General features: G+C 65.5%; 20 protein-coding genes. 13 read left to right on the top strand and 7 right to left on the bottom strand.

Going from position 1 to position 24,137, the window contains the following annotated elements; genetic code table 11:
* Positions 1 to 104: 104 nt before the first annotated feature.
* The 5 genes from ACODSP_RS26735 to ACODSP_RS26715 form a co-directional block, all read right to left on the bottom strand.
* On the bottom strand, positions 105 to 1,094 hold the full coding sequence (locus ACODSP_RS26735; RefSeq protein WP_488968560.1) for an asparaginase: 990 nt from the start codon (positions 1,092 to 1,094) through the stop codon (positions 105 to 107).
* An 88-nt stretch (positions 1,095 to 1,182) separates the two neighbouring features.
* Positions 1,183 to 2,115 carry a diguanylate cyclase domain-containing protein gene (locus ACODSP_RS26730; RefSeq protein WP_488968561.1) on the bottom strand — a complete coding sequence of 311 codons (933 nt, stop codon included), beginning with the start codon at positions 2,113 to 2,115 and terminating at the stop codon, positions 1,183 to 1,185.
* 8 nt (positions 2,116 to 2,123) lie between these two features.
* Positions 2,124 to 4,652, bottom strand: a complete 2,529-nt coding sequence (locus ACODSP_RS26725; RefSeq protein WP_488968559.1) for a PAS domain S-box protein — start codon at positions 4,650 to 4,652, stop codon at positions 2,124 to 2,126.
* A 121-nt stretch (positions 4,653 to 4,773) separates the two neighbouring features.
* A complete protein-coding gene (bioD, locus tag ACODSP_RS26720; RefSeq protein WP_488968558.1) occupies positions 4,774 to 5,460 on the bottom strand; it encodes a dethiobiotin synthase in 687 nt (228 codons plus the stop codon).
* An 86-nt stretch (positions 5,461 to 5,546) separates the two neighbouring features.
* Positions 5,547 to 6,257: a hypothetical protein gene (locus ACODSP_RS26715; RefSeq protein WP_488968557.1), complete on the bottom strand. Its 711-nt coding sequence runs from the start codon at positions 6,255 to 6,257 to the stop codon at positions 5,547 to 5,549.
* A gap of 448 nt (positions 6,258 to 6,705) precedes the next feature.
* Between ACODSP_RS26715 and bioB the strand changes: the two genes are divergently transcribed.
* The 11 genes from bioB (at position 6,706) to ACODSP_RS26660 (ending at position 17,285) form a co-directional block, all read left to right on the top strand.
* Positions 6,706 to 7,719 carry a biotin synthase BioB gene (gene bioB, locus ACODSP_RS26710; protein ID WP_488968556.1) on the top strand — a complete coding sequence of 338 codons (1,014 nt, stop codon included), beginning with the start codon at positions 6,706 to 6,708 and terminating at the stop codon, positions 7,717 to 7,719.
* The gene (locus ACODSP_RS26705) at positions 7,716 to 8,987 is read left to right on the top strand and encodes an adenosylmethionine--8-amino-7-oxononanoate transaminase (protein WP_488968555.1); all 1,272 of its coding nucleotides are present in this window, start codon (positions 7,716 to 7,718) and stop codon (positions 8,985 to 8,987) included. The genes bioB and ACODSP_RS26705 overlap by 4 nt, the downstream gene beginning before the upstream one ends.
* Complete coding sequence (locus tag ACODSP_RS26700; RefSeq protein WP_488968554.1) at positions 8,984 to 10,174, top strand: aminotransferase class I/II-fold pyridoxal phosphate-dependent enzyme; 1,191 nt, start codon at positions 8,984 to 8,986, stop codon at positions 10,172 to 10,174. Before ACODSP_RS26705 ends, ACODSP_RS26700 begins: the two co-directional genes overlap by 4 nt.
* A complete protein-coding gene (locus ACODSP_RS26695) occupies positions 10,174 to 10,935 on the top strand; it encodes an alpha/beta fold hydrolase (RefSeq protein WP_488968553.1) in 762 nt (253 codons plus the stop codon). The genes ACODSP_RS26700 and ACODSP_RS26695 overlap by 1 nt, the downstream gene beginning before the upstream one ends.
* Positions 10,929 to 11,693 (top strand): methyltransferase domain-containing protein, encoded by a 765-nt coding sequence (locus tag ACODSP_RS26690; RefSeq protein ID WP_488968552.1) that lies wholly within the window; start codon positions 10,929 to 10,931, stop codon positions 11,691 to 11,693. The genes ACODSP_RS26695 and ACODSP_RS26690 overlap by 7 nt, the downstream gene beginning before the upstream one ends.
* Positions 11,694 to 11,970: 277 nt before the next feature.
* Positions 11,971 to 12,507, top strand: a complete 537-nt coding sequence (locus ACODSP_RS26685) for a sigma-70 family RNA polymerase sigma factor (protein WP_488968551.1) — start codon at positions 11,971 to 11,973, stop codon at positions 12,505 to 12,507.
* Positions 12,497 to 13,285, top strand: a complete 789-nt coding sequence (locus tag ACODSP_RS26680; RefSeq protein ID WP_488968550.1) for an anti-sigma factor family protein — start codon at positions 12,497 to 12,499, stop codon at positions 13,283 to 13,285. The genes ACODSP_RS26685 and ACODSP_RS26680 overlap by 11 nt, the downstream gene beginning before the upstream one ends.
* Before the next feature lie 55 nt (positions 13,286 to 13,340).
* On the top strand, positions 13,341 to 14,534 hold the full coding sequence (locus ACODSP_RS26675) for an OpgC family protein (protein WP_488968549.1): 1,194 nt from the start codon (positions 13,341 to 13,343) through the stop codon (positions 14,532 to 14,534).
* A 12-nt stretch (positions 14,535 to 14,546) separates the two neighbouring features.
* Entirely contained in the window at positions 14,547 to 15,635 is a 1,089-nt protein-coding gene (locus tag ACODSP_RS26670) for a 2OG-Fe(II) oxygenase family protein (RefSeq protein WP_488968548.1), read from the top strand.
* A gap of 172 nt (positions 15,636 to 15,807) precedes the next feature.
* Complete coding sequence (locus ACODSP_RS26665) at positions 15,808 to 16,353, top strand: RNA polymerase sigma factor (RefSeq protein WP_488968547.1); 546 nt, start codon at positions 15,808 to 15,810, stop codon at positions 16,351 to 16,353.
* The gene (locus ACODSP_RS26660) at positions 16,350 to 17,285 is read left to right on the top strand and encodes a FecR family protein (RefSeq protein ID WP_488968546.1); all 936 of its coding nucleotides are present in this window, start codon (positions 16,350 to 16,352) and stop codon (positions 17,283 to 17,285) included. Before ACODSP_RS26665 ends, ACODSP_RS26660 begins: the two co-directional genes overlap by 4 nt.
* Before the next feature lie 409 nt (positions 17,286 to 17,694).
* Here the strand turns inward: ACODSP_RS26660 and ACODSP_RS26655 are convergent, their stop codons facing one another.
* Positions 17,695 to 18,276, bottom strand: coding sequence for a Panacea domain-containing protein (locus ACODSP_RS26655; protein ID WP_488968545.1), 582 nt, complete (start codon positions 18,274 to 18,276; stop codon positions 17,695 to 17,697).
* Between the two features lie 246 nt (positions 18,277 to 18,522).
* Between ACODSP_RS26655 and ACODSP_RS26650 the strand changes: the two genes are divergently transcribed.
* On the top strand, positions 18,523 to 21,051 hold the full coding sequence (locus ACODSP_RS26650) for a TonB-dependent receptor domain-containing protein (RefSeq protein ID WP_488968544.1): 2,529 nt from the start codon (positions 18,523 to 18,525) through the stop codon (positions 21,049 to 21,051).
* Positions 21,052 to 21,229: 178 nt separating this feature from the next.
* Positions 21,230 to 22,555: a phytase gene (locus tag ACODSP_RS26645; protein ID WP_488968543.1), complete on the top strand. Its 1,326-nt coding sequence runs from the start codon at positions 21,230 to 21,232 to the stop codon at positions 22,553 to 22,555.
* Between the two features lie 178 nt (positions 22,556 to 22,733).
* On the opposite strand, the gene ACODSP_RS26640 is transcribed toward ACODSP_RS26645, so the two are convergent.
* The gene (locus ACODSP_RS26640) at positions 22,734 to 23,918 is read right to left on the bottom strand and encodes a serine hydrolase domain-containing protein (RefSeq protein WP_488968542.1); all 1,185 of its coding nucleotides are present in this window, start codon (positions 23,916 to 23,918) and stop codon (positions 22,734 to 22,736) included.
* Positions 23,919 to 24,137 lie beyond the last annotated feature (219 nt).

The raw sequence follows: 24,137 nt of genomic DNA, 5'->3' as shown, positions 1-24,137 counted from the left end.
GCGTAATCCGCGGAACGACGCCGGGGTTCCCGCGGATTACGCTTCGCTAATCCGCGCTACGTAGCCGTCCCAGACCATCCGGTCATGATTTTGTGCCGCTGATATTACACCAGCCCCATTCCCGCCCAGCCGGCCATATCCGCCCGGACATCCCGGTTTGCAGCCAGCAGGGTGGTTAGCAGCAGACGGGCCTTGCGCCCGTCCAGGCTGCCGGCATCGATCAGGCCGTTGGCGATCAGCCAGGCTGCCGTGCCCTCGCCCCGATAGGTGCCATGGCCATCCGTGTCGCCCTGCGGGCAGCGGCTGACCAGCAGCACCGGCTTGGTGGCGGCGATGGCGGCCAGGGGGGCGGCCAGGGCCTGGGGCACATGACCCGATCCCATCGCCTCTACCACCAACCCGTCCCAGGCGGCATCGGCATAGGGCAGGACCGACAGCGGGTCGGCATCCATGGCAATTGTCAGCAGGCCGACACGGCCCCCCGCCTTGTCCGCCGGCCAGTCATAGGGTCCGGGGGCGGGCAGGGGCGTCATGGCCAGACGCACGCGGCCGGTAATGATGCTCCCGACGGGCCCCCAGCCGGGGCTGCCAAAGGCGGCGATACGCCCGCTATCCATCTTGCGCACCAGCCGCGCATCATGCAACTCACCGGCAATGGCAACCAGAACGCCATGCCGCTTCCCGGCCAGGGCGCGGGCGGCGATCAAGGCATCGCGCAGATTGCCGGGACCTTCCGCCCCCGGCGCATCGGCGGTGCGCATCGATCCCGTCATGATGATGGTGGCATCGGCAGGCGCCAGCAGCGACAGCAGGAAGGAGGTTTCCTCCATCGTGTCCGTTCCCTGCGCCACCACGAAGGCACGCACGCCTTCGGCATGGCGGGCCTGGATTTCGCGGGCCAGCAGGCGGATATCGTCAATGCGCAGGTTCTGGCTGCCCACGCTCATCAGGGGGCGTACCGTCACGGGCCCGCCCGTGCTGATCCCGGCGGCGCGCAGCAGGGCCGCGCTGTCGGCGGCATCGGACTTGCCGGCCAGGGCCAGGATGGTGCCGCCCAGCAGATAAAGGAAGGTCGTCTCTGAAAGCCCGGCCATGGTCGCGCCCGTTACAGGAGGGAATGTTGCCATATGGCGTGGGGCGCACCGTAACGCCAATGCCGATTTGGCGACCCCGTCCCGTCAGTCAGGCCGCATCATCGGCATGCAGCACCCGGTTGCGTCCGGCTGCCTTGGCCCGGTAAAGGGCCTGATCGGCGGCCCCGATCAGCGCTGCCCCTTCACCCTGTTGTGCCGGGCCTAGGGTGGCGGCCCCGGCGCTGATCGTGACATGGGCGCTGTCGGGCCGGGCGGCATGGGCCAGACGCAGGCCCGCGATGCTGCTGCGCACCTTTTCCGCCAGGCCGATGGCGGCATTCATGTCGCTGCCGGGCAGCAGGATGGCGAATTCCTCCCCCCCATACCGCGCGGCCAGTTCGCCGGCGCGGCGCACCGATCCGGCCAGGACGACGGCCACGGCGCGCAGACAATCATCGCCCGCCGGATGACCGTAGAAATCATTATAGCGCTTGAAATGATCGACATCGATCAGCACCAGGGACAAGGGGCCCGTCCCCCGGCCCAGCCGCCGCAGTTCCTGCGCCAGCGACTGATCAAAGGTGCGGCGGTTGGGAATCCCCGTCAACCCGTCCATCGTGGCCAGCCGCGTCAGCGCGTCCGTGCGCCGTTTCAGGGTCAGGTGCGTGCGGACCCTTGCCTGCACGATATGGGGATGGAACGGCTTGTTGATGAAGTCCACCGCACCGGCAGCCAGAGCCTTCAACTCAATCTCCACCCCGCGATGCGAGGTGATGAACAGGATGGGCACATTCTCCATTCCGGGCATCGCGTGCAGGGCGGCACAGGTGGCAAACCCGTCCATCCCCTCCATCTCTGCATCCAGGAGCACCAGATCAGGCAGTTCCGTCCGCGCCATGGCGACGGCTTCCATCCCGCTGGTGGCAAAGGTGACATCGGCCATATCCTTCACGACCTGGGCCAGGATACGGATGGTGCCGACATCGTCATCGACGATCAGAACGCGCAAGGGCGGAAGGGCCGCACCAAGCGCGGGGGGCATGCTCACGGTCAACCGGTCCACTCCGCATCCAACAATGCCAGCGCCTCGTCATAGCGCAGGCTATCCACCAATCGCGACAGTTCCATGAACTTGGATTTGCCCAGCCGCCGGGTCAACCCGTCCGCCATGCTGGCCAGCACATCGCGCGCCGTCATGCGCCGTGCCCGCAACGCGTCGCGCAGGGTGTTCAGGTCCAAGGGCGCACCGGCGGCACCGGTCGCGGTGCGGGTGTCGGGAACCGTTGCCCGGATGGCGGCGCACAGGCGGGTTACCATGCCGTCCAGCCGGTCGATCTCCGCCGTCTGATCCCGGGCGGGATCGTCGCGCAGACGCTCTTCAACCTGTGTGGCCAGTTCCATGGCCTCTCGCGCGGCGACATTGCCGGCGGCCCCCCGGAATTCGTGCAGCTTGCGCATGGCGGCAAGGCTGTCGCCGGCGGCAATCATGCGGCGCAGGTCGGTGCCGATGCCATCGAACCGTTCCGCGAACTGTTCCAGCACACTGTTCAGCAGGGCACGGTCGCCCATGACCCGGTTCATGGCATCCGCCATGTCGATGCCGGGGATACTATCATTGCGGGCCGCCACCGGTCGGACCGGTGCGACCATTGCGGTCACGACAGGTTCCGGCGGTGCAGCGGGCCGGTGCAGCGGGATGGCGACGATCAGGCAGCTGGTGGCGCCGTCGCGGTTGGCCGGTGCGGTGATGGCGGTCAGCACGGGCAGGCGGCTGCCGTCCCGGCGGATGAAGGTCCATTCCCGTATATCGGGCTGCCCGGCCTCGGCATCCGCCGTCAGGATATCCAATGTGGACAGGGGCGTGTCCCCCTGTTCGGTCGCGACGGCCTGGGCCCGCGCCGCCAGCTCGGCCGGGTCCAGGAACTTTGCCGGCGTGGCCTTGCCCACCATCTCATGCGGGCTGTGGCCCAGCACGGCCTCTGCCGCGGGGTTGAACAGGGTGATGGTGCCCGACGGGTCGCAGGCGATGATGGCGGCACCGGTGCCATCCATGATGGCGTGGCGTTGTGCCGCCAGCGCCTCGATCTCCATGGTGCGTTCGCGCACCTGCTGCTCCAGCCGGGCCGTCATGCCGCGCAGGCTGATCTCTGCGGCCATCTGCTCCGTGATGTCGCGGATGACCAGGGCCGATCCGACGATGCGGTTGCCGGCCCGCACGGGCGTGGCCGTGATCGAGACATCCAGCAGGCGTCCATCGCGTCCCCGGCGGCGGGTGCGCATGTTCACGACGCTGTCGCCGTTGCTGACACGGCTAAGCAGGTCCTGTTCCTGGATGTCCAGGCCCGGCGGCACGATCAGGGACAGGGTGGTACGCCCGATGGCCTCCGCCGCATCCACACCGAAAAGCCGCGTGGCGGCTTCGTTCCAGCTGCTGACATGACCTTTGGGGTCCAGACCGATGATGGCGTCACGGGCGCTGTGGATCAGGGCGACCAGCCAGGCATCGCGCGACCGGATGGCCCGGTCCCGGCGTCGCGCCTGATGGCCCAGCAGCAGCAGCAGCGCCACCAGACCCGTCAGGGGCAGACCCAGGCCCAGTACCCAGAACCGAACGCTGTCGGCATTGGCGGCGATGACACGATCACTGACCATGGTAGAGATGGTCAGTTGCCGCCCCCCTGTGCCGTCCAGCGCCACGCGCTGCCGCACGGCGTGCACACGGCCACCATCGCTGTCATACGCCTTGGACGACCCGCGCCCATCCTGCGCCGGCACCAGCCTGAATTCATCCTGCCAGCGCCAGGGATGGTCATGTGTCATGCCGAAACTGCGGGTCGGATCGGGATGCATCAGGAAATTCTCCTGCGCATCGGTCAGATAGACGCGAAAGATCGGGTTCAGGTCCATGGCCAGATCGGACAGCAGCCCGCGCGCATCCACCGTGACCACCAGCACCCCGAACGGCACGCCGCCCGGCCCCGCCACGGGTGATGCCATGCGCAGCACAGGGCGGGCCATCACCTCCACCTGCGGCGTGCCGCGCATAACATCCAGGTCATCAACATGGATGGCGCCCGGCTCCAGCCCTGCGACCTTGCCCATGGCGGCCAGATCGGCCTTCAGCCGTTCATTGGCTTCCAGCTGTCCATCATCATTATCGACGCTGGCCAGCACCTGCCCATCGGCAAGGGAAAGGTAGCTGACCCGGATCACGCCCGGTCGCGCCTGGATGAAGCCGTTGAAGATCGCTTCCATGCGGCGGCGCCACAGCGTCGCCGTGGAATTTTCGACCGTGTCAAATCCGCCCGCCGTGACGGCGCGGGCCAGACCGGATGCGGGTGGCGTCAGTGTCAGGAAGCGCACCTGGGCGCGCCAATCCTCCAGGGTGCGGGACAGAATGTTGGCCCGCTGCACCGCCAGGGTCCGCAGCCGCACATCCATTTCCGCCTGATAGCGCGACCGCTGCTCACCCCCCGCCACAAAGGCGATGGCCAGGACAAGCAGCGCCAGCCCTGCGACCAGCAGCAGCATGGTCCTTGGCCGCAACCCGCCTTCATCGACCGGATCGGAAATCAGCACCCCGTCACCCCTTTGGTGCGATACAGAGCTGTCGCCTGCACACTTTCACACGTATGCCAGTTGGCCGCGTTTCCCGCACGGGGAATAGATATACGGGGGGCTAGAATCCCGGTGCAATAGGTTAGAAAAACAGAAAATCCGCCAGCGCCGTGACGGATTCATGCGTGAAACACCCGGACGGCAGACGCGGTAGGTGCAGGATTGGCAGCCCATCGCCCAGAAAGGGGCGTAGGGCGGCAATCGTGTCGTCGGGCGGCACGGTTCCCCCCGGTGTTTCCGACAGAACCAGGGCGGAAAGCGACAGGCCGCGCGCCCGCATGACCTCCACCGCCGTCAGGATATGGCTGATCGTGCCCAGATAGGTTCCGGCCACCAGGATGCTGGGCAGGCGCAGTTCGGCCATCCAGTCCAGGACGGTAGCCCCGTCATCCACCGGCGCCATCACCCCACCGACCCCTTCGATCAGCAACGGGCCTTTCGCATCGGCAATCCGGCGGCGGCAGGCGGCCAGCATGGCGCTATACGGCACCAGCCGCCCCTCCAGCCTTGCCGCCATGTTGGGGGCAAGTGGGGCCGCAAACCGCCAGGGCGACACCCGGTCCAGGGTTTGCGGCGTCATCTCCAGCCCCATGGCGTCAATCAGGGCGGCGGGATCGCTGCCTGTCGGGTCATCGGGATCAATGCCGCTGACCAGCGGCTTGAACGCATCCGGCGCCAACCCCGCCGCCCGCCAGTGCCGCAGCAGACAGGCGCTGACAAAGGTCTTGCCGATATCGGTGCCGGTGGCGGTGACGAAACGGGCGTGCATGGGGCAGGTCCTTGGGTGCTTGGCTGCCGCCTTCTATGCTGCGTCCCATCGCCCTGCCAATGGGAAATTGGCGCGGGCGGCGCTGTCTACGACAGCTTCAGGTGCGGACTGTCTTCGTCGGTGGCAGGGTCCCTTCGCGTCTCCCACATTTCATGCACATGGATGTGGTTGGATAGTCGGTTGAAAGCGTCCGACCTTCCTTCTTCATAATGGTTCCACACGGCACCAGCGATATAGTCGCAGAAGGCCAACCCGTCCTCTAGCGGCCTTGATCGCTCAATCTGTTCAATCGTGGTCGATCCTCTGCCTTGCAGCCACACATCCCTTCTCGTGATGTTCTCGATCAGATTTTTTGATCCCGTGCCCGCGTTTAAATTGTCAGGGCACAAAGAGACTGTGCGATATCGGGTGATTTCCTCATAGACAGAACGGGAGAATACCATGGCATAGATCAAGTGAAAATGATCTTGCATGTGAACTGGTATCAGCTCTTTTTTGACAACTGATACAAAAACCTTGGCAGTTTCGTTATTCTGATCCAACATCCTGGATGCCAGATGACAGAAATCTGAACGGGCGCCTTCCTTCAAATCAATCCATTTCTTTTCATTTCTTGACGTCCATCCCTTCATTTCCCATAATTTTCGGACAACCTTGCCGAATTTCATATGGTGCCCATTGGCACCAAGGCAGGCGGCAATGACAAAGTACCGGCTGGAGCCACCGTCACGGTTGGGCTGATCCAGTTTCCAGCCCAGGTCACCGCTTTCATCGGATAGGATGAGTGCATTGCTCACGTCGCAGGCCACATCTTATGTGTTGCGCGGCGTCGTGATATTGCTACCGGAAATAATAAAAAAGGGCGACCCCAATCCTGGGATCGCCCTGATTTAACGGGCCGTGCCGAGAGGGTCACGCGTTTAGACCGCGCTTAGGATATCCATAGACATTATAGACGTCCGAACATCTCTACGGGCTCACCGGCCTAAAAGAAAACTAGGTTTTGTCGCTTAAGCGGTCAAGCGATAATGGCAGAGCTGCCGGGGATGCCGCTGCGGAACAGCATTTTCCAAACAACTTGCCGATCAGTACGATGGTGACTTGCTTCCACCCTACCACCCCCCTTTCCCTCAACCCCCCCATGCATAACGGGGGATGCTGGCCTGCATTTGGGTCCTGACAGGCTCCGGTAACAGGTTTTATACCACTAGCCGGAACCCGCATGTCCTGTTGAAGGGATGAGAGATGAGCATCGCCGCCACTGCCCCGCACGCCGCCCTGGCCGGCAATCCGATCCGCAATGATTGGAGCCAGGCCGAGGTGGAGGCCCTGTTCAACCTGCCCTTCATGGACCTGCTGTACCGCGCACAGACGCTGCACCGGCAGTTCTTCGATGCCAACGAGGTGCAGATCTCGACCCTGCTGTCGATCAAGACCGGCGGCTGCCCGGAGGATTGCAATTACTGCCCGCAATCGGCGCAGTTCGATACGGGCCTGAAGGCCTCCAAGCTGATGCAGGTGGAGAAGGTCCTGGCCGAGGCGCGCGCTGCCAAGGAACAGGGGGCCAGCCGTTTCTGCATGGGCGCCGCCTGGCGGTCACCCAAGGATCAGGACCTGGACACGGTCTGCGCCATGGTGGAGGGCGTGAAGGCCATGGGCATGGAGACCTGCGTCACCCTTGGCATGCTGCGCCCCGATCAGGCGCTGAAGCTGAAGGGCGCGGGTCTGGATTACTACAACCACAATCTGGACACGTCCGAGGAGCATTACGGCAATATCATCACCACCCGCACCTATCAGGACCGTCTGGACACGCTGGACGCCGTGCGCTCTGCCGGCATCAATGTCTGCTGCGGCGGCATCATGGGTCTGGGGGAGGGGCGGGAGGACCGCGCCAGCCTGATCCGTACTCTTGCCACCCTGCCGCAGCACCCGGACAGCGTGCCCATCAACCTGCTGGTCAAGGTGGAGGGCACGCCGCTGGATCAGGCCGATCAGGTCGATCCCATCGAATTTGTCCGCACCATTGCCGTTGCCCGCATCACCATGCCGGCCAGCGTCGTCCGCCTGTCGGCGGGGCGTGAGGACATGAGCGATGAGATGCAGGCTTTGTGCTTTGCCGCCGGCGCCAATTCCATCTTCTACGGCGAACGCCTGCTGACCACGCCGAACCCGGCGCAGCAGCGCGACATGAAGCTGTTCCAGAAGCTGGGCCTGCGGTCGATGCAGGTCGAGGTGGAAGCGGACGCCTGCGAATGACGGGCAGCCCCGGCTGGCTGAACGAAGGCATGCGGCATATCTGGCTGCCCTACAGCCAGATGAAACATGCCGATCCGCCGCTGCCCGTGGTGGCGACCGACGGCACGCGCATCCATCTGGCCGATGGACGCGTGCTGATCGACGGTATCGCCAGCTGGTGGACGGCCTGCCACGGTTATAACCACCCGCATCTGCGCGCAGCACTGGAGGCACAGGCCGCACGCATGCCGCATGTCATGTTCGGCGGCCTGTCCCATGAACCGGCGCTGACGCTCGCCACACGGCTGGCCAAACTGCTGCCCGGTGATCTGGAACGGGTGTTCTTCGCGGAAAGCGGTTCGGTCGCGGTGGAGGTCGCCATGAAGATGGCGATCCAGTACTGGCTGAACAAAGGGGAACGGGGACGGTCCAAGATCCTGTCCTTCACCGGCGGCTATCACGGCGACACCATCGCCACCATGGCCGTCTGTGACCCGGAAGAAGGCATGCATTCCCTGTTCACCGGGCTGCTGCCGGAACATTTCGTGCAGCCGCTGCCGCGTGACGGCGAAAGTCTGTCCGCCTTGGAAAGTTTCCTGGATCGGCACGCCGGACAGATCGCCGCCATCCTGGTGGAACCGCTGGTGCAGGGGGCGGGCGGCATGGTCTTCCATGATGCCTCTGTCCTGCGCACCCTTCGTGATCTGGCTGACCGTTACGGCCTGCTGCTGATCTTTGATGAGATTTTTACCGGCTTCGGGCGCACAGGCCACATGTTCGCCTGCGCGGCGGCGGGGGTGGTGCCCGATATCATCACCCTGTCCAAGGCGCTGACCGGCGGCACATTGCCCTTGTCGGCCACGATTGCCCGCGCCCGCGTGTTCGATGCCTTCTGGTCGGATGATCCCATGGCCGCGCTGATGCACGGTCCCACCTATATGGGCAACGCGCTGGCCTGCGCGGTCGCCAATGCCTCGCTCGATCTGTTCGACTCACACCCCCGTATGGCGCAGGTGGCCGCCATCAATGGCTGGCTGAAAACAGGTCTGGAGCCGTGCCGGGGCCTGCCCGGCGTCGTTGATGTCCGCACCCTGGGCGCCATCGGCGTGGTGCAAATGGATAGAATTGGTGATTTACGCGGTTTGAAGCGACTTTTGGTAGCTGAGGGGGTGTGGATCAGACCGTTCCGCGATATTCTCTATCTCACGCCGGCCTTCACGGCGACGGAGGAGGATGTGATGCGTCTGACCGGGGCGATCACCCGCGTTCTGGAACGGGGTCACCCATGAGCAGTGCTGCCGGCTGGCTGGACATGCTGGCGGCCCAGGCGCTGGACGCGCTGGAGATGACGGGCCGCCGCCGCAGCTTGCGCGCCTATGACCGCGACGGCATCCGCCTGCGCCTGCCCGACGGCAATGTGCTGGTCGATGTGGCTTCCAACGATTATCTGGGTCTGGCCCAGGACCCCGGCATCATCGACCGCGCCGCCGAATATGTGGCCCGTTTCGGGGCTGGCAGCGGTGCCTCGCGCCTGGTCTGCGGCACCCTGACTGCCCACCGGGAGGTGGAGGAAAAGCTGGCGGATTTCTTAGGCACCGAAGCCGCCTTGCTGTTCGGCACAGGCTTCCAGGCCAACGCCACCTTGCTGCCGGCCCTGGCCGAACTGCTGGGCACCGACGCGGAGTTGCTGGTCGACCGGCTGTCCCATGCCAGCATCCTGAACGGCGCTTTCGCCAATGGCGTGAAGGCCAAGCGCTTCCGGCACAATGATCTGAACCATCTGGAAGATCTGCTGAAGGAAGCATCCGGTCCCCGCATGGTGGTGACCGAGTCCGTGTTCAGCATGGATGGCGACCGCGCCGACCTTGCCGCCATCGCCGATCTGGCCGACCGCTATAGCGCGCCCGTCTATCTGGACGAGGCGCATGCCATCGGCGTGCTGGGGCCGGAGGGGCGGGGACTGGCGGCGGCGATGCCGGGCCGCATCGCCGTCACCATGGGTACCTTGGGCAAGGCGTTCGGCGGTTTTGGCGCCTATGTCGCGGGGTCGCGCCTGCTGATCGATTACCTGACCAACCGCTGCGCCGGGTTCCTTTACACCACGGCCCCGCCGCCCGCCGTGCTGGGCGCGCTGGATGCCGCCCTGGATGTTATCCCGTCGCTGGACATGGAACGCATGCGGCTGGCCAGCATGGCGGACGCGGTACGCATGGCGGTGCAGGGTGTCGGCTATGATACCGGGGCCAGCAGCACGCAGATCATCCCCGTGATCGCCGGCACCGAACAGGCGGCATTGGGCCTGCAGCAGATCGTGGAGATGGCCGGGTTCCTGGCCGTCGCCATCCGCCCGCCGACGGTCCCCGCCGGCACGTCTCGCCTGCGCCTGTCGCTGTCGGCGGCGCTGGATGATCATACGGCGGGCCAGCTGCTGACCGTCCTGTCCTGCCTGCCGCCGCCGGGCCTGGGTCTGCCCTGATGACCCGCCCCCTGTTCCTGTTCGTGCATGGCTGGGCCGGCACGCCCCGCCTGTGGGACCCTGTGCGCGCCGCGCTGTCGGCGCGGGGGGTGGCGGCGGGGGAGATGCATGTACCATCCCTCACCCTCCCAAGCCCTGACGGTCTTGGGCCCCTCCCTCTCCCGCAAGCGGGCGAGGGGCGAAATCAGGAAGAGGGCTCCTTCTCGCCCCTCGCCCACGCAGTGGGAGAGGGAGGGGCCCATCGCGATAGCGATGGGAGGGTGAGGGAACCACGCCCCCGCCCCCTCATCGCCATCGGCCATTCCCTGGGTGCCGCCTGGCTGCTGGCCCATGGCCCTATGCTATCCGGTTTCGTCGCCATCAACGGTTTCACCCGCTTCACCAGCGCCCCCGACTGTCCCGCCGGCACCCACCCACGCATCCTGATGCAGATGCGCCGACGGTTGCTGGCCGATCCATCCGCGGTGCTGGCTGATTTCCATGCCCGCGCCGGCCTGCCCCTACCGGATGACCTGCCCGATACCGATACGCTGGCGGCGGGCCTGGACCTGCTGGGCAGCATCGACGCGCGTTCGGCCTTTGCGGCCCTGTCCGTTCCCCATACGGCACTGTGCGGCAGCGATGATCTGATCGTGCCGCCCGAACAATCGCACCGCAGCTTCCCCGACCCGGTGATGGTGCCGGGTGCCGGCCACGCCCTGCCGGTGACGCATCCCGACCTGTGCGCCGACGAGATCCTGTCCCTGGCGGCGCGATGCTGAATGACGCCGACAAGCGTGCCGTGGCCCGCCGCTTTGCCGCCGCCGCCACGCGTTATGACGCGTCGGCGCGGGTGCAGGCGCGCATTGCCGCCGCCATGGCCGAAAGGCTTGCCGCGTTTGATCTGCCGGACGGGGCACGGGTGCTGGAAATCGGCTGCGGCACGGGCCTGCTGACGGCGGCTTCCCTGGCCCGCCTGCCCCATGTCGGGCACTGGCTGGCCACCGATATCGCGCCCGGCATGGTGGCGGCCTGCCGGGGCCGTCTGTCCGCCGAGCCCCGGCTGTCGGTCGTCGCCATGGATGGAGAGGGGCCGGCCACCACCGGCCCATTCGACCTGATCTGCTCCACCCTGGCCCTGCAATGGTTCCCCGATGCGGGCGCGGCCCTGGCGCGATGGCGCGGTCTGCTGCGGCCCGGCGGGCTTCTGTGCGTGGCGACCCTCGGTGTCGATACTTTTGCCGAATGGCGGGCAGCATTGGCGGTGGCGGGCGCGGCGGGGGCAGGACCCGCCTATCCCGATGCCGCCACCCTGTCCCGCTGGCTGGGTCCTGGCGGGCGGGTGCAGCAGCAGGATTTCGTGGAACATCACGCCGATGCCCGCCATTTCCTTCTGTCCCTGCGCGGCATCGGCGCCGATTACGCACCGACCCGCCTGCCCGCATCCACCCTGCGCCGGGCCATGCGCAGGCTGGATGCAACCAAGCCCGTGGACATCACCTATGATGTGCGCTGGCTGACCCTGCGGGCGCCCTGCTAGGTGATATCGAGAATCAGGTGGTGTTTCTCTCTATCCCCTTGAAATTTATAAATTGCCTCCCCGGCGAAGGCCGGGGCCCAGGGGCCAGAAGCATCCACTTTTCCACTTCCCCGGCAGTCCGCGGAACCAGCGTCGGGCGCGTGGCCCCTGGGCACCGGCCTTCGCCGGGGAGGCGGATATGTTCAAGCTGAGATACATCTTAACAGTTCCTGAAATTCCCATGGATGAAAATCCCGTCTCCCGCGTTTACGCTTCATTGGGACAGGATTTGGCCGGGATGAGTGACGATCTTTTCCATCAACAGCTGACGGGCCATCTGACGGCCCTGCGCCGCTATGCCTTCGTGCTGACCCGGTCGGCGGACGAGGCGGAGGATCTATTGCAGGATTGTCTGGCCAAGGCGGTGGCATCGGCGGCGCAATGGCGACCGGGCAGCGACCTGAAGGCCTGGCTGTTCCGCATCCTCTATACCTGCCATATCAGCCGGCGGCGACGACAGCAGGTGCGCCTGCGGTCCGTTACCAGCCTGGAGGAGGGGATGGCCGAACCGGCCCAGCCGCCCGATCAGCTGGCGCGGCTGGAGGCGGCGCGGGTCGTCGCCCAACTGGAAGCCTTGCCGGAAGGACAGCGTCAGGCCATCCTGATGGTGGCCGTTGAAGATCTGAAATATGAGGACGCGGCCAAGCGTCTGGGCATTCCCATCGGTACCTTTATGTCGCGCATCGCACGGGGACGGGAAGCCCTGCGCCGCGCGCTGGAGGGAGAGGAACGTCCGGCCCTGCGCGTGCTGGAGGGGGGCAAAAATGGCCGATGATGTGAGCGCCGACGGGATCGAGGAAAGCGATCTGCACGCCTTCCTGGATGGCGAGCTGGATCCCGCCCGCGATGCCAAGGTCCGGGCCTATCTGATGGATAATCCCGACGCGCATGAACGGCTGGCCCGCTATGCCGAACAGCAACTGGCGCTGGCCGCCACCGCGCAGGAACCATCCTGGCCCGCCCTGCCGGCCCCGCTGGTGGAGGGGTTGGAACGCGGCCTGCGCCGGGGCCTGTGGCGGCAGCGCCTGTCACGCGTGGCGGCGACGGTGCTGCTGGTGGCCATGGGCTGGGGCGCGAACGACCTGCTGCGCCGGCCCGTCTTTGCCAGCCTGCCCGACTATGCGCAGCAGGCGCTCGACGCGCATGAGATTTTCGCCAACGATCCCACCCGGCCCGTGGAAATCCCCGGCACCAGGCCTGATGAGATCCGCCGCTGGCTGTCGGCCAAGCTGGGGGAGCGGGTGGCCATCCCCGATCTGCGGCGTCTGGGGTTGAGCCTGGTTGGCGCCCGTGTCCTGGGTACCGATGAGGGCGCGACGGGACAGCTTCTCTATGAGGATGCGATCGGCCGCCGCATGACCCTGTCGCTGGCCCCGGATGAGGCGGAAGCCCCCGACAGCCCCGTGCTGGAGGAGTTCCAGGGGCTGGAGGTGGGCATGTGGCGGGGGGAGGATTTCGCGCTGGCCGTCATTTCCAATGACATGCCCGTGGAACTGGACCGCCTGATCCAGGCTGTGGACGTGGCACTGCTGCCGGAGTCACAAAAAAATTAACTGAGGCATGGATGAAGGGGGAAACGTCCGCGTTCTCCCCTTCATGACCCGCCCTGTGCCCCGCCCCGAGACTGTTCCGACGCCGCCCTCCCGACCCGTGCGGGATGCGCGTATCGACCTGTTTCGGGGGGCGGCCCTGCTGGCCATTTTCGTCAATCACATCCCCGGCAATCCCGCCCGTTTCCTCACCTGGAACTGGCTGGGTTTCTCCGATGCGGCAGAATTGTTCATGCTGCTGGCGGGCCTATCGCTGGCGCTGGCCTATTGGGGTTTCCATGCCCGCCATGGCTGGCTGCGGCTGGCCTTGCGCCTGGGTTCCCGTTCCTTCCGGCTGTACCGCACCTATCTGCTGCTGGCCCTGGCGCTGGCGGCGGGCGGGGCGGCGGCCTTTGCGGCCACGGGCGACCGGGCCATCGTCTGGCATCTGGGTATCGAACCCTTGCTGGATGATACGGTCGCGGCCCTGCCGGCCCTGTTCGCGCTGCAATACCTGCCCGGCTATGCCGATATCCTGGCCACCTATGTGCCGCTGATGCTGGCCAGCGCCCTCCTGCTGCCGTTGGCGGCGCGGGGCATGGGACTGGTGCTGCTGCCCTCTGGCCTGCTCTGGGCCTATGTGCAGGTGACAGGTGCCAACCTGTCGGCAGGGTTCCAGGGTGAGCGCTGGATGTTCAACCCGCTGGCCTGGCAGTTTCTGTTCTGCATCGGCCTGTGCATCGGGGTGGGCGCGAAGCGCGGCCTGTCCTGGCCTCGTCATCCGCTGCTGGACATGGCGGCCTTTGCCTGGGTCCTGATCGGGATGGTGGCGGTGGAACCGTGGCGGCAGCTGGGGTTCGACCATCCGCTGCCCGCCTCCCTGACCCTGCCGCTGGGTGCCAAGGAAGGGCTGGGCTGGCCCCGGCTGCTGCATATCCTGGCGCTGACGCATCTGGTGGTGCGCTTTCTGCCGGCGGATGTCGATGTGCTGCGCGCCGCCTGGCTGGCGCCGCTGCGCCTGCTGGGCCGGCAGCCGCTGCCCGTCTTCGCCCTTGGCGCCGTCCTCAGTTTCGCGGGGCATTATGCCCTGATCGCCTGGCCCGATCCCGGCTGGGCGCGGTTCCTCTTCATCAATGCCGGTGGGGCTACTGCCCTGCTTCTCCTGGCTGCCCTCCTGGAGTGGCAGGCCGCCGGCATGCCACGGCCCGACATGCCCCTTCGCGGGCCGTGGCACCCTTTCCACCGCGCTCTGACGCGCGCAACCGACCCTTGACCAGTGACCATTATGATGATCCCCCCGCTTGATCCTGTGCGTCCCGGTGTTGGGGAGCTTGCTCCCTGGTTCACGACGCGCTCCGGCGATGTGCCACAATTCCACTCGTCCAGCCTGGGCGGGCGCAACATCGTGCTGTGCTTTCCCGGCAATGATGCGCAGACCGCCTTCAGCGCACTGGATCTGCTGGCGACGGCAAGCAATGAGCTGAAGGAAGTGCATGCCGTCTGTTTTGGGGTGGTGCCCGATGTGGACGCACCATTCCTGCAGCAGCGCTGGCCCCGGCTGCGGTTCTTCCACGACGACGCCACCTATCGCCTCCGGCAGCTCTACAACATTCCGCCGACGGGTGGATGGATCGTCATCGATACCATGATGCGCATCCTCATGCGGGCTCCCTTGGAAGCGGGGGTATCGGTGCTGCGGCAGGTGGCATCTCTGCCGGCAAGCGGACTGGCCGGTTCTGTGCATCGCCCCGCGCCCGTCCTGACGGTGCCCGGCATTTTCGAACCGGAGTTCTGCCGGTTTCTGGTCTCCCTCTATCAGCAGAAGGGTGGCGCGGAATCGGGCTTCATGCACGATGTGAATGGTCAGACGGTGGGCGTCGTTGATCATAGTTTCAAGCGGCGCCAGGATCTGGAGATCCAGGAGGAAACCGTTCGTATCGCCGCCCGGCAGCGTATCGAACGCCGTCTGGTCCCCATGATCACCCGTGCCCTGAATTTCCGGACAACCCGGATGGAGCGCTATATCGTCGCCTGCTATGACGGATCGGAGGGCGGGTTCTTCCGTCCCCATCGCGACAATACCACTCGGGGCACGGCCCATCGCCGCTTCGCCGTCACCATCAATCTGAATGAGGAAGAGTTCGAGGGCGGGGAATTGCGGTTCCCTGAATTCGGCCCCCGCACCTATCGCGCGCCCACAGGGGGAGCGGTCGTCTTCTGCTGCACCCTGCTGCATGAGGCGACGCCGGTGACCGCCGGCACGCGCTACGCCTTCCTGCCCTTCCTCTATGATGATGAGGCCGCGAGGCAGCGGGAGGCCAATATCCGCTTCCTGGGCGATGGTACGGCGCAGTACAAGGCCCAGGCCAGTTAGAGCGGACTTCTTCTGACTGGAAACGCGTTTTCTTCGTCATCCCGGCTTGTCGCCGGGATGACGATAGGGGGTGTTTCCGGTCACCGGATAGGCTCTAGGGACCACCGTCACAAAACTGTCGCCGTCGGCATGTTAACCCGCTGCCTGTCCAGGAATGCCGGATGGGGCGGATATGGCGGGCGCGGAGGCGGAACGGGTGCTGGGGGTGGAGATGCTGGAAACAGCGCTGCCCCGGCACCGCGACCTGCTGCAGGCCTATTTCCGCAACCGGCTGCCCTGTCCGCAGGATGCGGAGGACCATGTGCAGGAGGTTTATTCCCGCGTCATCGCGGCCACGGCCCCGCGCACCGGCATCGCCAACTGGAAGGGCTTCCTGCTGCGCGCCGCCGCCAATCTGCTGACCGATAATTTCCGCCGCGATCAGGCCCGCGCCGGGGGGCGGCATGTGCCGCTGGACGATGATCTTGATGCTGGCAGCGATGATGTCGCCACCCCCGAGCGCGTCGTGGCGGCGCGTCAGCGCCTGGGCCATGTCCAGGCGGCGCTGGCCGAACTGGAACCCGTCTGCCGCGATGCCTTTTTGCTGTGCCGGGTCGAAGGTTTGAGCCATCGCGACATCGCCACCAAACTGGGGATCGAGGTTGGTGCCGTCACCCGCCATGTCGAACGCGCCCTGATCCATCTGGCCCGGCGCACCGGCGGACGGGGTGCGGCATGACCCTGCCTGCCGATCATGATCTGGAACAGGCGGCCCGCTGGATGGCGCGGCTGCGCGCCCGGCAGGATGCCGCCACCCGCCGCGATTTCCGCCGCTGGCTGGAACAGGACCCCGCCCATGCCAGCGCCATGGAACGGGTGGCCATCGCCTGGGAACAGGCGGGCCCCCGCCCGCCGGTGCCGGCGGTGCGTCATCAGCCACGCTCGTTCACGGCGGGCTTTGCGGCGCTGGCCGCGTGCCTCGCCCTGCTGCTGGCCGTGCCGCCGCACTGGCTGGCCTGGGCGCGGGAAAGCCATGAGACGGCTAAGGGGGAGATACGGGCCGTCCAGCTTTGGGATGGCAGCGAAATCCGCCTGGATGCCGACAGCGCGGTGGAGGTCGCCTATGGCCCGTTCAGCCGGGATATCCGTCTGACACGCGGAGAGGCCTCCTTCAAGGTCGCGAAAAGCCGCCTTCGCCCCTTCGCGGTCACCGCAGATCACCTGACCGTGGTGGCGACCGGCACGGAATTCATCGTGGAGGATGCGGTTGACACGCGCGTCACCCTGCTGGAGGGCGGGGTGGATTTGCGCGACCCGGCCAGCGACCGGGTGACAGGCCGCCTTGCCCCCGGCCAGATGGCCCTGGCCGACGGCACCACGCCGCCCCACATCGCCAGCGCCGATATCGAACAGGCCGGCGCCTGGCGCCAGGGCCGCCTGATCTTCAACCAGACCAGTCTGGGCGAGGCACTGACCCGCTTCGCCCGCTATGGCGGCCCACGCGTCACCCTGTCGGAAAACGCAGCGGCGCTGCAGGTCAGCGGCGTCTTCGCCACGGGTGATGTCGAGAAATTCGTGGCCGTGGCCGCCAAGCTGCACGGCCTAGCCATCACACGCGGCGGGGATGGCGGCATGACCCTGACGGTGGAGCGGGGGAAAAGGCGGGGGTAGGCTATCAGCAGCCCTGTTGCGGACAGCCTCGATATTTCTTGATCTTCCGCGGGGTTTGCGGTGACCGGCAAATCCCGTTGCTCACTCTCAAAAAAGCCTGCGCATTCACTGGATCATGGGGAACCAGCTGCCTTGTCATTACCCCTCGCTCAAGGGTCGCTGCCGCCTCAATCACTGCCTTTCGGTACAGCACATATGATGGGCGAATGATAAAGCCATGGTCGCCGATATTCAGGCGGCATGTAGGGTCACAGAGATCGTTGGTCCACGTGGCGACCGGTACCAGGAGATGCTGACCATCCTGGCATATATCCGTGCACACGATAAAAAGGTGCTTTCGGTCCGGGTCGTGAAAGGGTCCTGATGGGATCAGGATCGTGCCTCGTTTCAGGACCCGATAGGACAAGGATCAGCGCCTTAACGACGCAAACAGCTTGTCAATCGACCGATGATTCTTGATCACACTGGCCTGTGCATCCGGCTCCGCGACACCAAGATAGCGCAGCGTCCGTTCAAGCGGGATGGGTCTGGAACTGCCGTTCGGATCCTCCCATTCCGGCACATTCTTCGGCTCATGGGTCCATTCCACCAGATCCCATTTCGCCATGGACCCGAACCGCCGCCAAACTGCGTCCAGGCACGCAACATCGGCATCGCTGAGCTCATCAAGGTCATCCTCGCTCACCCCATCGGTGACCGCGACCATATGGTTCTCACGCGCTTGCAGAAAATCAGTCCAGCCCGAATGCTCAGTGCGTGCTTCGCCGTTGATAAAGTCCAGTGTCGTGGAATTTACCGGGCCATGTTTCATCGAAACATGCTGTTCATCCAAAATGGGAAAGCCGTGACGGGCCATGCTCTCGCGATCAGCCAGATAGATCAGTTTGATCGCCTTCAGTACCTCAAGCCGCCTGCCAGCACGCAGGGTCAGCAAGGCGATGGCCTGTGCCGCTTTGCGAGGATTGTAGCTTTCGGAGGGGTCGGAATACATGATCGGCGGTCTGCCTTTGGTCCGGCACCTCTATCAGCACCGTCATTATCAAGGTAGGTCAGTATAGGGCGGGGTTCAAGCGTGCTTCTCCCTTGTCCTGGTATGCCGCGCCGCCGCCCCCACCCGATGACACTTCCATGACGCCGGGATGAAAGTTCCGCATCGGCCCGGAAACCGCCTCTCACCTGCGTCTATCCCGTTGTCCATGCCGGCTGTGCCCGGCTGTCCCACGGGAGAGTTCCGATCATGCGTATGCGTTCCCTGGCCCTTGGCGTTTCCGCCCTGGCGATCCTGTCCTTTGTGCCCGGCCATGCGATGGCACAGGGCCAGCCGGTGGCGGCCTCGCCCGCCGCCTTCACCCTGGCCCCGCGTGATCTGGGCGATGCGCTGGTTGCGCTTGGCCGGCATTACGGGCGCAACATCCTGTTCACCCCGGCGCAGGTGGCCGGCAAGCGGTCGGCCCCCGTCACGTCCGCCGCCGGCTTTGACGCCGCGCTGAAGGCGCTGCTGGCCGGCACGGGCCTGTCGGCGGAGGTGGGGGCCGATGGGTCGGTGACATTGGCCAGCCGCACCGCCGCTGCGGCACCTGTCCCCGCTGCCCGCCCCGTCCACACCCGTGCGCCTGCCGCCGTCGCCAGTGCCGCCCCCGAACAGGTAGCGCCGCAGAAGGTGGAGGAGATCATCGTCACGGGCACGATCTTCTACCGCAACCGCACCGCCGACCCGAACCCGGTCCTGTCCTACGATCTGGAATATTTCCAGCGGTTTGAGCCGGTGTCAGTGGGCGAGATGATGAAGCGCGTGCCGGGCGTCACCTTCGCCGCCGATGTTCTGGAATATGACGCGGTGCAGATGCGCGGCCTGCCGCCCGGATACACCCAGGTCCTGATCAATGGCCGCCGTCCGCCGGGCGGGGAGGCTGACCGGTCCTTCTTCGTGGATCGTATCCCCGCCGAACTGGTGGAGCGGGTGGAGATCGTCCGTGCCCCCCGCGCCGACCAACCGTCCGAGGGCGTGGCCGGCACCCTGAATGTCGTGACGAAGGAGAGCGAGGCGTTCGAAGGCGGCTTCGCCAAGGCCGGCGCCCTGATCAACGAGGATGGCAAGGTCCGCCCGTCCTTCGCGGTCGCTTATGCCGACAGTATGGATGAGACTTCCTACTGGGCCGCCATCAATTATCAGGGCCGCCGCAATCCGAAAAAGAAGGTGACCGACTTTTACGATGGTTCGTTCAGCGAATATACAGGCAGGGAATTGCAGGATGACACCCGTGACGGCGTTGATATCTCCGCCAACGGGGAACTGGTGACGCGGCTGGGCGAAGGCTCCCTTCGCCTGACCGGTCTGGTGGTCGACACCAACCGCGATGAGGATGAAACCTCCGTCACGTTCGAGGGCGACAGCCCGGCCGCACTGGAGCAGGACGAGGTGGAAGTGCAGCGTGAACGTATCGGTCAGCAGACCTACGCCCTGTCGGCTTCCTTCACCCATCCGCTGTCCGTCGGCGAATTGGGCCTGGATGCCGGCTGGGCAGGCTATCGTGAGGACAGCAAGACAGAGGTGGATGAGGGTGACACGGTCGAAGAGGCCGAACTGGTGGAGCGCGAAACGCTGGACACCACCGACGATGAACTGTCGGGCACCGTCTATTACAAATTCACGCAAGGCATGTTGGAGACCAAGGCCGGCATCGACCTTCTGCACAAGAAGCGCGACACCGCCAACCGCACCTTCGAGCTGGATGATGGCGAGTGGGAGGAGGAGACGGCCCCCGGTGGCATCTTCACCATCAAGGAACAGCGCTACGACCCCTATGTCCGCTTCTCGCTGGACCTGACCGACCGCCTGACGCTCGATGCCGGCGCACGGTACGAGATCACCCGCCGCGATGTGAGCAGCGAGGATGGCAAGGCCGATTACGACAGCGAGGCCTTCAACCCGTCCGCCCATTTGCGCTTTCAGGCGACCGAGGCCGACCGGTTCCTGTTCTCCGTCGCCCGCACCGTCCGCCGCCCCGATTACGACCTGATCAGCCCCTACCGCCAGGAGGAGGAGCCGGCGGACGAGGATGAACTGATCGGCAATCCCCTGCTGGCCAATGAACGCGCCTGGGGCATTGATATCGGGTATGAGCGGCAATTGGGCCGGCGTGGCATCATCGGCGCCAACTTCTTCTACCGCGACATCACCAACCTGATCGAGCTGTTCAACACCGGCGAAGATGCCGAGGCCGGCGGCAATGTCTATGAGGCCCGCAATGCCGGCAAGGGGCAGAGCTGGGGCATGGAGATCGACTTCTCCACCCCGCTGGACTTTGCCGGCCTGCCCGATACGGGCCTGTTCGCCAACTATACCTGGCTGGACAGCGAGATGCGCGACCCCACGCTGGGTACCAAGCGCCGGTTCAACAACCAGCCCCGGCATATCTACAACCTGGGCTTCATCCAGACAATCCAGAGCTTGGATGCCAGCCTGGGCGCGTCCCTGTCGGGCCGGTCGAAGGCCAAGGAAGTGTCCTTGGATGAAGAGGTCGATCTGTCCTACGGCAAGGACCTGGAAGCCTTTGTCGAAAAGCGCTTTGCCGACCGGTTCGTCCTGCGTTTCTCCGCGTCCAACCTGCTGAACCGCAAGAAGAAGGAAGGTTTCGTGACCTTCGACGGCGACAGCGTGGCCGACATTATCGACGCCCACCGCGCCGGTGAGGTGGAGGAAAGCGAGCGGGAAAGCGAGCAGTCCGGTCGCCTGTTCCAGGTCACCCTGCGCGCCACGTTCTGAGCTGTTTGATCTGTTGTCCCCTCACCCTCCCATCGGCTGACGCCGACAGACCCCTCCCTCTCCCGCAAGCGGGCGAGGGGCAGACTTCTCCCCTCGCCCACGAAGGTGGGAGAGGGAGGGGCCCAGGCCTGCCAAGGTCTGGGAGGGTGAGGGAACCACGCCCCATGAAAGGACCCCCATGCGCCCCCTGATCCCGCTCGCCCTGATCCTGACCCTTGCTGCCTGCGGGCAGGAGAAGACACCCGCCCCGGTAGCGGCCTCCCTTCCCCTGGTCAAACCGATGGCCGAAACCACCCCCGGCCTGCCCGATGGCGGGGCCAAGGGCGACGCCGACGACCCGTCCTTCTGGCTGCACCCGGACGACCCGGCCCGCAGCCTGGTGATCACGGCGGCCAAGGGCGCGGGGCTACGGGTCTATGACCTGGCCGGCAAGCTGGTGCAGCGGATCGATGCCGTGACGGATGGCCGTTACAACAATGTCGATGTCGCCTATGGGCTGAAACGCCCGGACGGATCGACCATCGATATTGCGGTGGCCAGCGACCGTGGGCGCGACCGGCTGATGGTTTGGGCCATCGACCCGGCCAACCCGGCGTCTCCCCTGACCGACATCACCGATCCCAACCAGGCCCAGGTCTTCCCCACCCGCCTGTCGCCCGACGGTACGGCAGAGATGGCGAACCCCGTGGCCGATCAGGCCAGCGCCTATGGAATGACCCTGTGGAAGGACAAGGCGACGGGGGAGGTGCGGGCCGTGGTGGCACAGCGCAACGCCGCCCGTCTGGCCGAACAGCGCCTGGTGATCCGGGCCGACGGCACCGTCGGGCATGAACGCACCCGCCATTGGGACTTCCCCACCACCCACAAGGGCCAGGACCTGACCGCCGAGAATGACAATGACCCGGCGCTCGACTGGCAGCCGCAGTTCGAGGGGCTCGTGGTGGATGAAGAAGCCGGCATCCTGTTCGCAGGGCAGGAGGATGTGGGCCTGTGGCGCGTCAACCTGACGACCGGCAAGGCCGACGATCAGCCCTTCTATGAAACGCGCGGATCGGCCAAAAGCCCCTTCAACAATCCGGGCAGCAAGGTTGCCCGCGATGTCGAGGGGCTGGCGCTCTATCGCGGGGCCGATGGCGCCGGCTACCTGATCGCGTCCAGTCAGGGCGACGCCCATGGCGATGAAAAGGTGCCCGACGCCGCCGGCCTGGATGACAGTTTCGCCATCTTCGAACGCGGCGGCCAGAACCGCTATCTGGGCAGCTTCAAGCTGACGGCCAATGGCGCCATCGATGCCGGCCAGGAATGCGACGGCGCCGAACTGATCTCCATCCCCCTGCCCGGATATCCGGCAGGCCTGCTGATGGTTCAGGATGGGTATAATGACGATCTGAACGGCATGAGCGGGGAGCCGGTGGCCACCAACTTCAAATACATCTCCTGGGCCGACGTGGTAGCGGCGATGCCGCAGCTGACGGTCAAGGCGGGAGGGTGGTCGCCGCGCTGATGGGAGCCACGCTCTCCTATCTCGTCATCCCGGCGAAAGCCGGGACCCAGGGGCCAAGCGCCCAACATATCAGCAGCGTCGATAAAGGCCGCATCAACCGTTGATCCTGTTGCCCCTGGGTCCCGGCTTTCGCCGGGATGACGATGGGTATGTGCTTCAAGTTAAACCTGAACCTCCGCTAAGGTTGGGCCACCACCGCCTTAAAGTACGCCAACGTCTCCGCCTCCAGCGCCTTGACCCAGGCGGTGGGCCAATGGCTCAACTTCACGATCACGGTGCGGCTGGCGGGATCGACGAAGATGTACTGGCCATGCACGCCCTTGGCCATGAAGGCGTCGCTGTCGGGCAGGGTCCACCAGAAATACTGGTAGCCCTGATCCCGGCCCGGCGCTGCCGGCTCGGTCCCGTCGGGCACGGTGGATTGCCGGACCCAGTCGGCGGGCACCACCTGCCGGCCATTGGCCCGCCCACCTTCCAGCATCATCAGGCCCAGGCGGCCATAATCGCGAAGCGTGGCGTTGAAGCCCGCCCCGGCCCAGGCGCGGCCCGTGCCCGGCGGCCCATCCAGCAGCCAGGACCCCGCCCGTTCCATCCCCGCCGACCGCCACAGCTTTTCGGCCATGTAATCGGCCAACGTCTGGCCCGTGGCGCGTTCCAGGGCCCAGCCGACAACGCCGGTTTCCAGCGATGAATAGTTGAAATGGCTGCCGGGCGCATGGTCGCTGCCGATGCGGGTGGCAAGGTCGGTGAACCGCTCCCGCTCCGTCACGAAGCTGCTTTCATACAGCTCCGCCATCTGGCTTTTGGTGCCGGTGCCATAGGTTTCGGCAAAGGCCGCGCCCGACCGCATCAGCAGGGCCTGACGTAAGCTCACCCCCTCATACCCACTGCCCGCCAGTTCCGGGACATAGCGGGTCAGGGGATCATCGACACTGCCGATGGCCCCGTCGCGGATGGCGATACCGACCAGGATGGAGGTAATGGATTTCGCCATGGAGAAGGAGATGAACCGGCTCTCCGGCCCGCTATGATTGCGGTAGATCTCATGCACGATCCGCCCGTCACGGATGACCAGCATGGCATTGGTCCGCGTGCGTTCCAGAAAGGCGGCAGTATCGTACTGCTGCCCCTCGAAACTATAGGTGAGATCCAGGGGCCGGATATCCTCCGGCAGTTTCCAGACCTTGGGCCCCGCCGGCACAGGGGCCGTCTCGAACATCTCATCCATATGCCGGAAGGTCAGGCTGTTCAGCCCCTCCCCATACAGCACGCGGCGCATCTGCTGCTGCGACGGCGTCACCTCCGCCTGAACGGAACCGGCCAGCAGCAGGGACAGCAGCAGGAAGGGCAGGGGGCGGAACATGGGCGGCAGCCTCGGATAGGGGGACTGCTTCGCTCTACTAATACCAAGGGTCATGGTCAATGACCCTTGGTATCCGCGCCGACTGGCGCGGCGGCGGCCCATGCCGCCGAAGCCTTTGATCTTGATCCCGTCAAGATCAAAGGCCGCTCTATTAGGGACTGTTGAGATTGAGAAAACCTGCCTCCCCGGCGAAGGCCGGGGCCCAGGGGTCACAGGCTC

The organism is Niveispirillum sp. FG156, from assembly GCF_057809555.1.
The sequence above is the reverse complement of the archived record's forward strand: the minus strand, read 5'-3'. Positions and strand labels throughout refer to the sequence as shown.

Bases quoted from the DNA above. Each gene is read 5' to 3' on its own strand.
- ACODSP_RS26735 (WP_488968560.1), bottom strand. From the start codon at position 1,094: ATGGCCGGGCTTTCAGAGACGACCTTCCTTTATCTGCTGGGCGGCACC.
- ACODSP_RS26730 (WP_488968561.1), bottom strand. From the start codon at position 2,115: ATGCCCCCCGCGCTTGGTGCGGCCCTTCCGCCCTTGCGCGTTCTGATC.
- bioD (WP_488968558.1), bottom strand. From the start codon at position 5,460: ATGCACGCCCGTTTCGTCACCGCCACCGGCACCGATATCGGCAAGACC.
- bioB (WP_488968556.1), top strand. From the start codon at position 6,706: ATGAGCATCGCCGCCACTGCCCCGCACGCCGCCCTGGCCGGCAATCCG.
- ACODSP_RS26705 (WP_488968555.1), top strand. From the start codon at position 7,716: ATGACGGGCAGCCCCGGCTGGCTGAACGAAGGCATGCGGCATATCTGG.
- ACODSP_RS26700 (WP_488968554.1), top strand. From the start codon at position 8,984: ATGAGCAGTGCTGCCGGCTGGCTGGACATGCTGGCGGCCCAGGCGCTG.
- ACODSP_RS26695 (WP_488968553.1), top strand. From the start codon at position 10,174: ATGACCCGCCCCCTGTTCCTGTTCGTGCATGGCTGGGCCGGCACGCCC.
- ACODSP_RS26690 (WP_488968552.1), top strand. From the start codon at position 10,929: ATGCTGAATGACGCCGACAAGCGTGCCGTGGCCCGCCGCTTTGCCGCC.
- ACODSP_RS26685 (WP_488968551.1), top strand. From the start codon at position 11,971: ATGAGTGACGATCTTTTCCATCAACAGCTGACGGGCCATCTGACGGCC.
- ACODSP_RS26680 (WP_488968550.1), top strand. From the start codon at position 12,497: ATGGCCGATGATGTGAGCGCCGACGGGATCGAGGAAAGCGATCTGCAC.
- ACODSP_RS26670 (WP_488968548.1), top strand. From the start codon at position 14,547: ATGATGATCCCCCCGCTTGATCCTGTGCGTCCCGGTGTTGGGGAGCTT.
- ACODSP_RS26665 (WP_488968547.1), top strand. From the start codon at position 15,808: ATGGCGGGCGCGGAGGCGGAACGGGTGCTGGGGGTGGAGATGCTGGAA.
- ACODSP_RS26660 (WP_488968546.1), top strand. From the start codon at position 16,350: ATGACCCTGCCTGCCGATCATGATCTGGAACAGGCGGCCCGCTGGATG.
- ACODSP_RS26655 (WP_488968545.1), bottom strand. From the start codon at position 18,276: ATGTATTCCGACCCCTCCGAAAGCTACAATCCTCGCAAAGCGGCACAG.
- ACODSP_RS26650 (WP_488968544.1), top strand. From the start codon at position 18,523: ATGCGTATGCGTTCCCTGGCCCTTGGCGTTTCCGCCCTGGCGATCCTG.
- ACODSP_RS26645 (WP_488968543.1), top strand. From the start codon at position 21,230: ATGCGCCCCCTGATCCCGCTCGCCCTGATCCTGACCCTTGCTGCCTGC.
- ACODSP_RS26640 (WP_488968542.1), bottom strand. From the start codon at position 23,918: ATGTTCCGCCCCCTGCCCTTCCTGCTGCTGTCCCTGCTGCTGGCCGGT.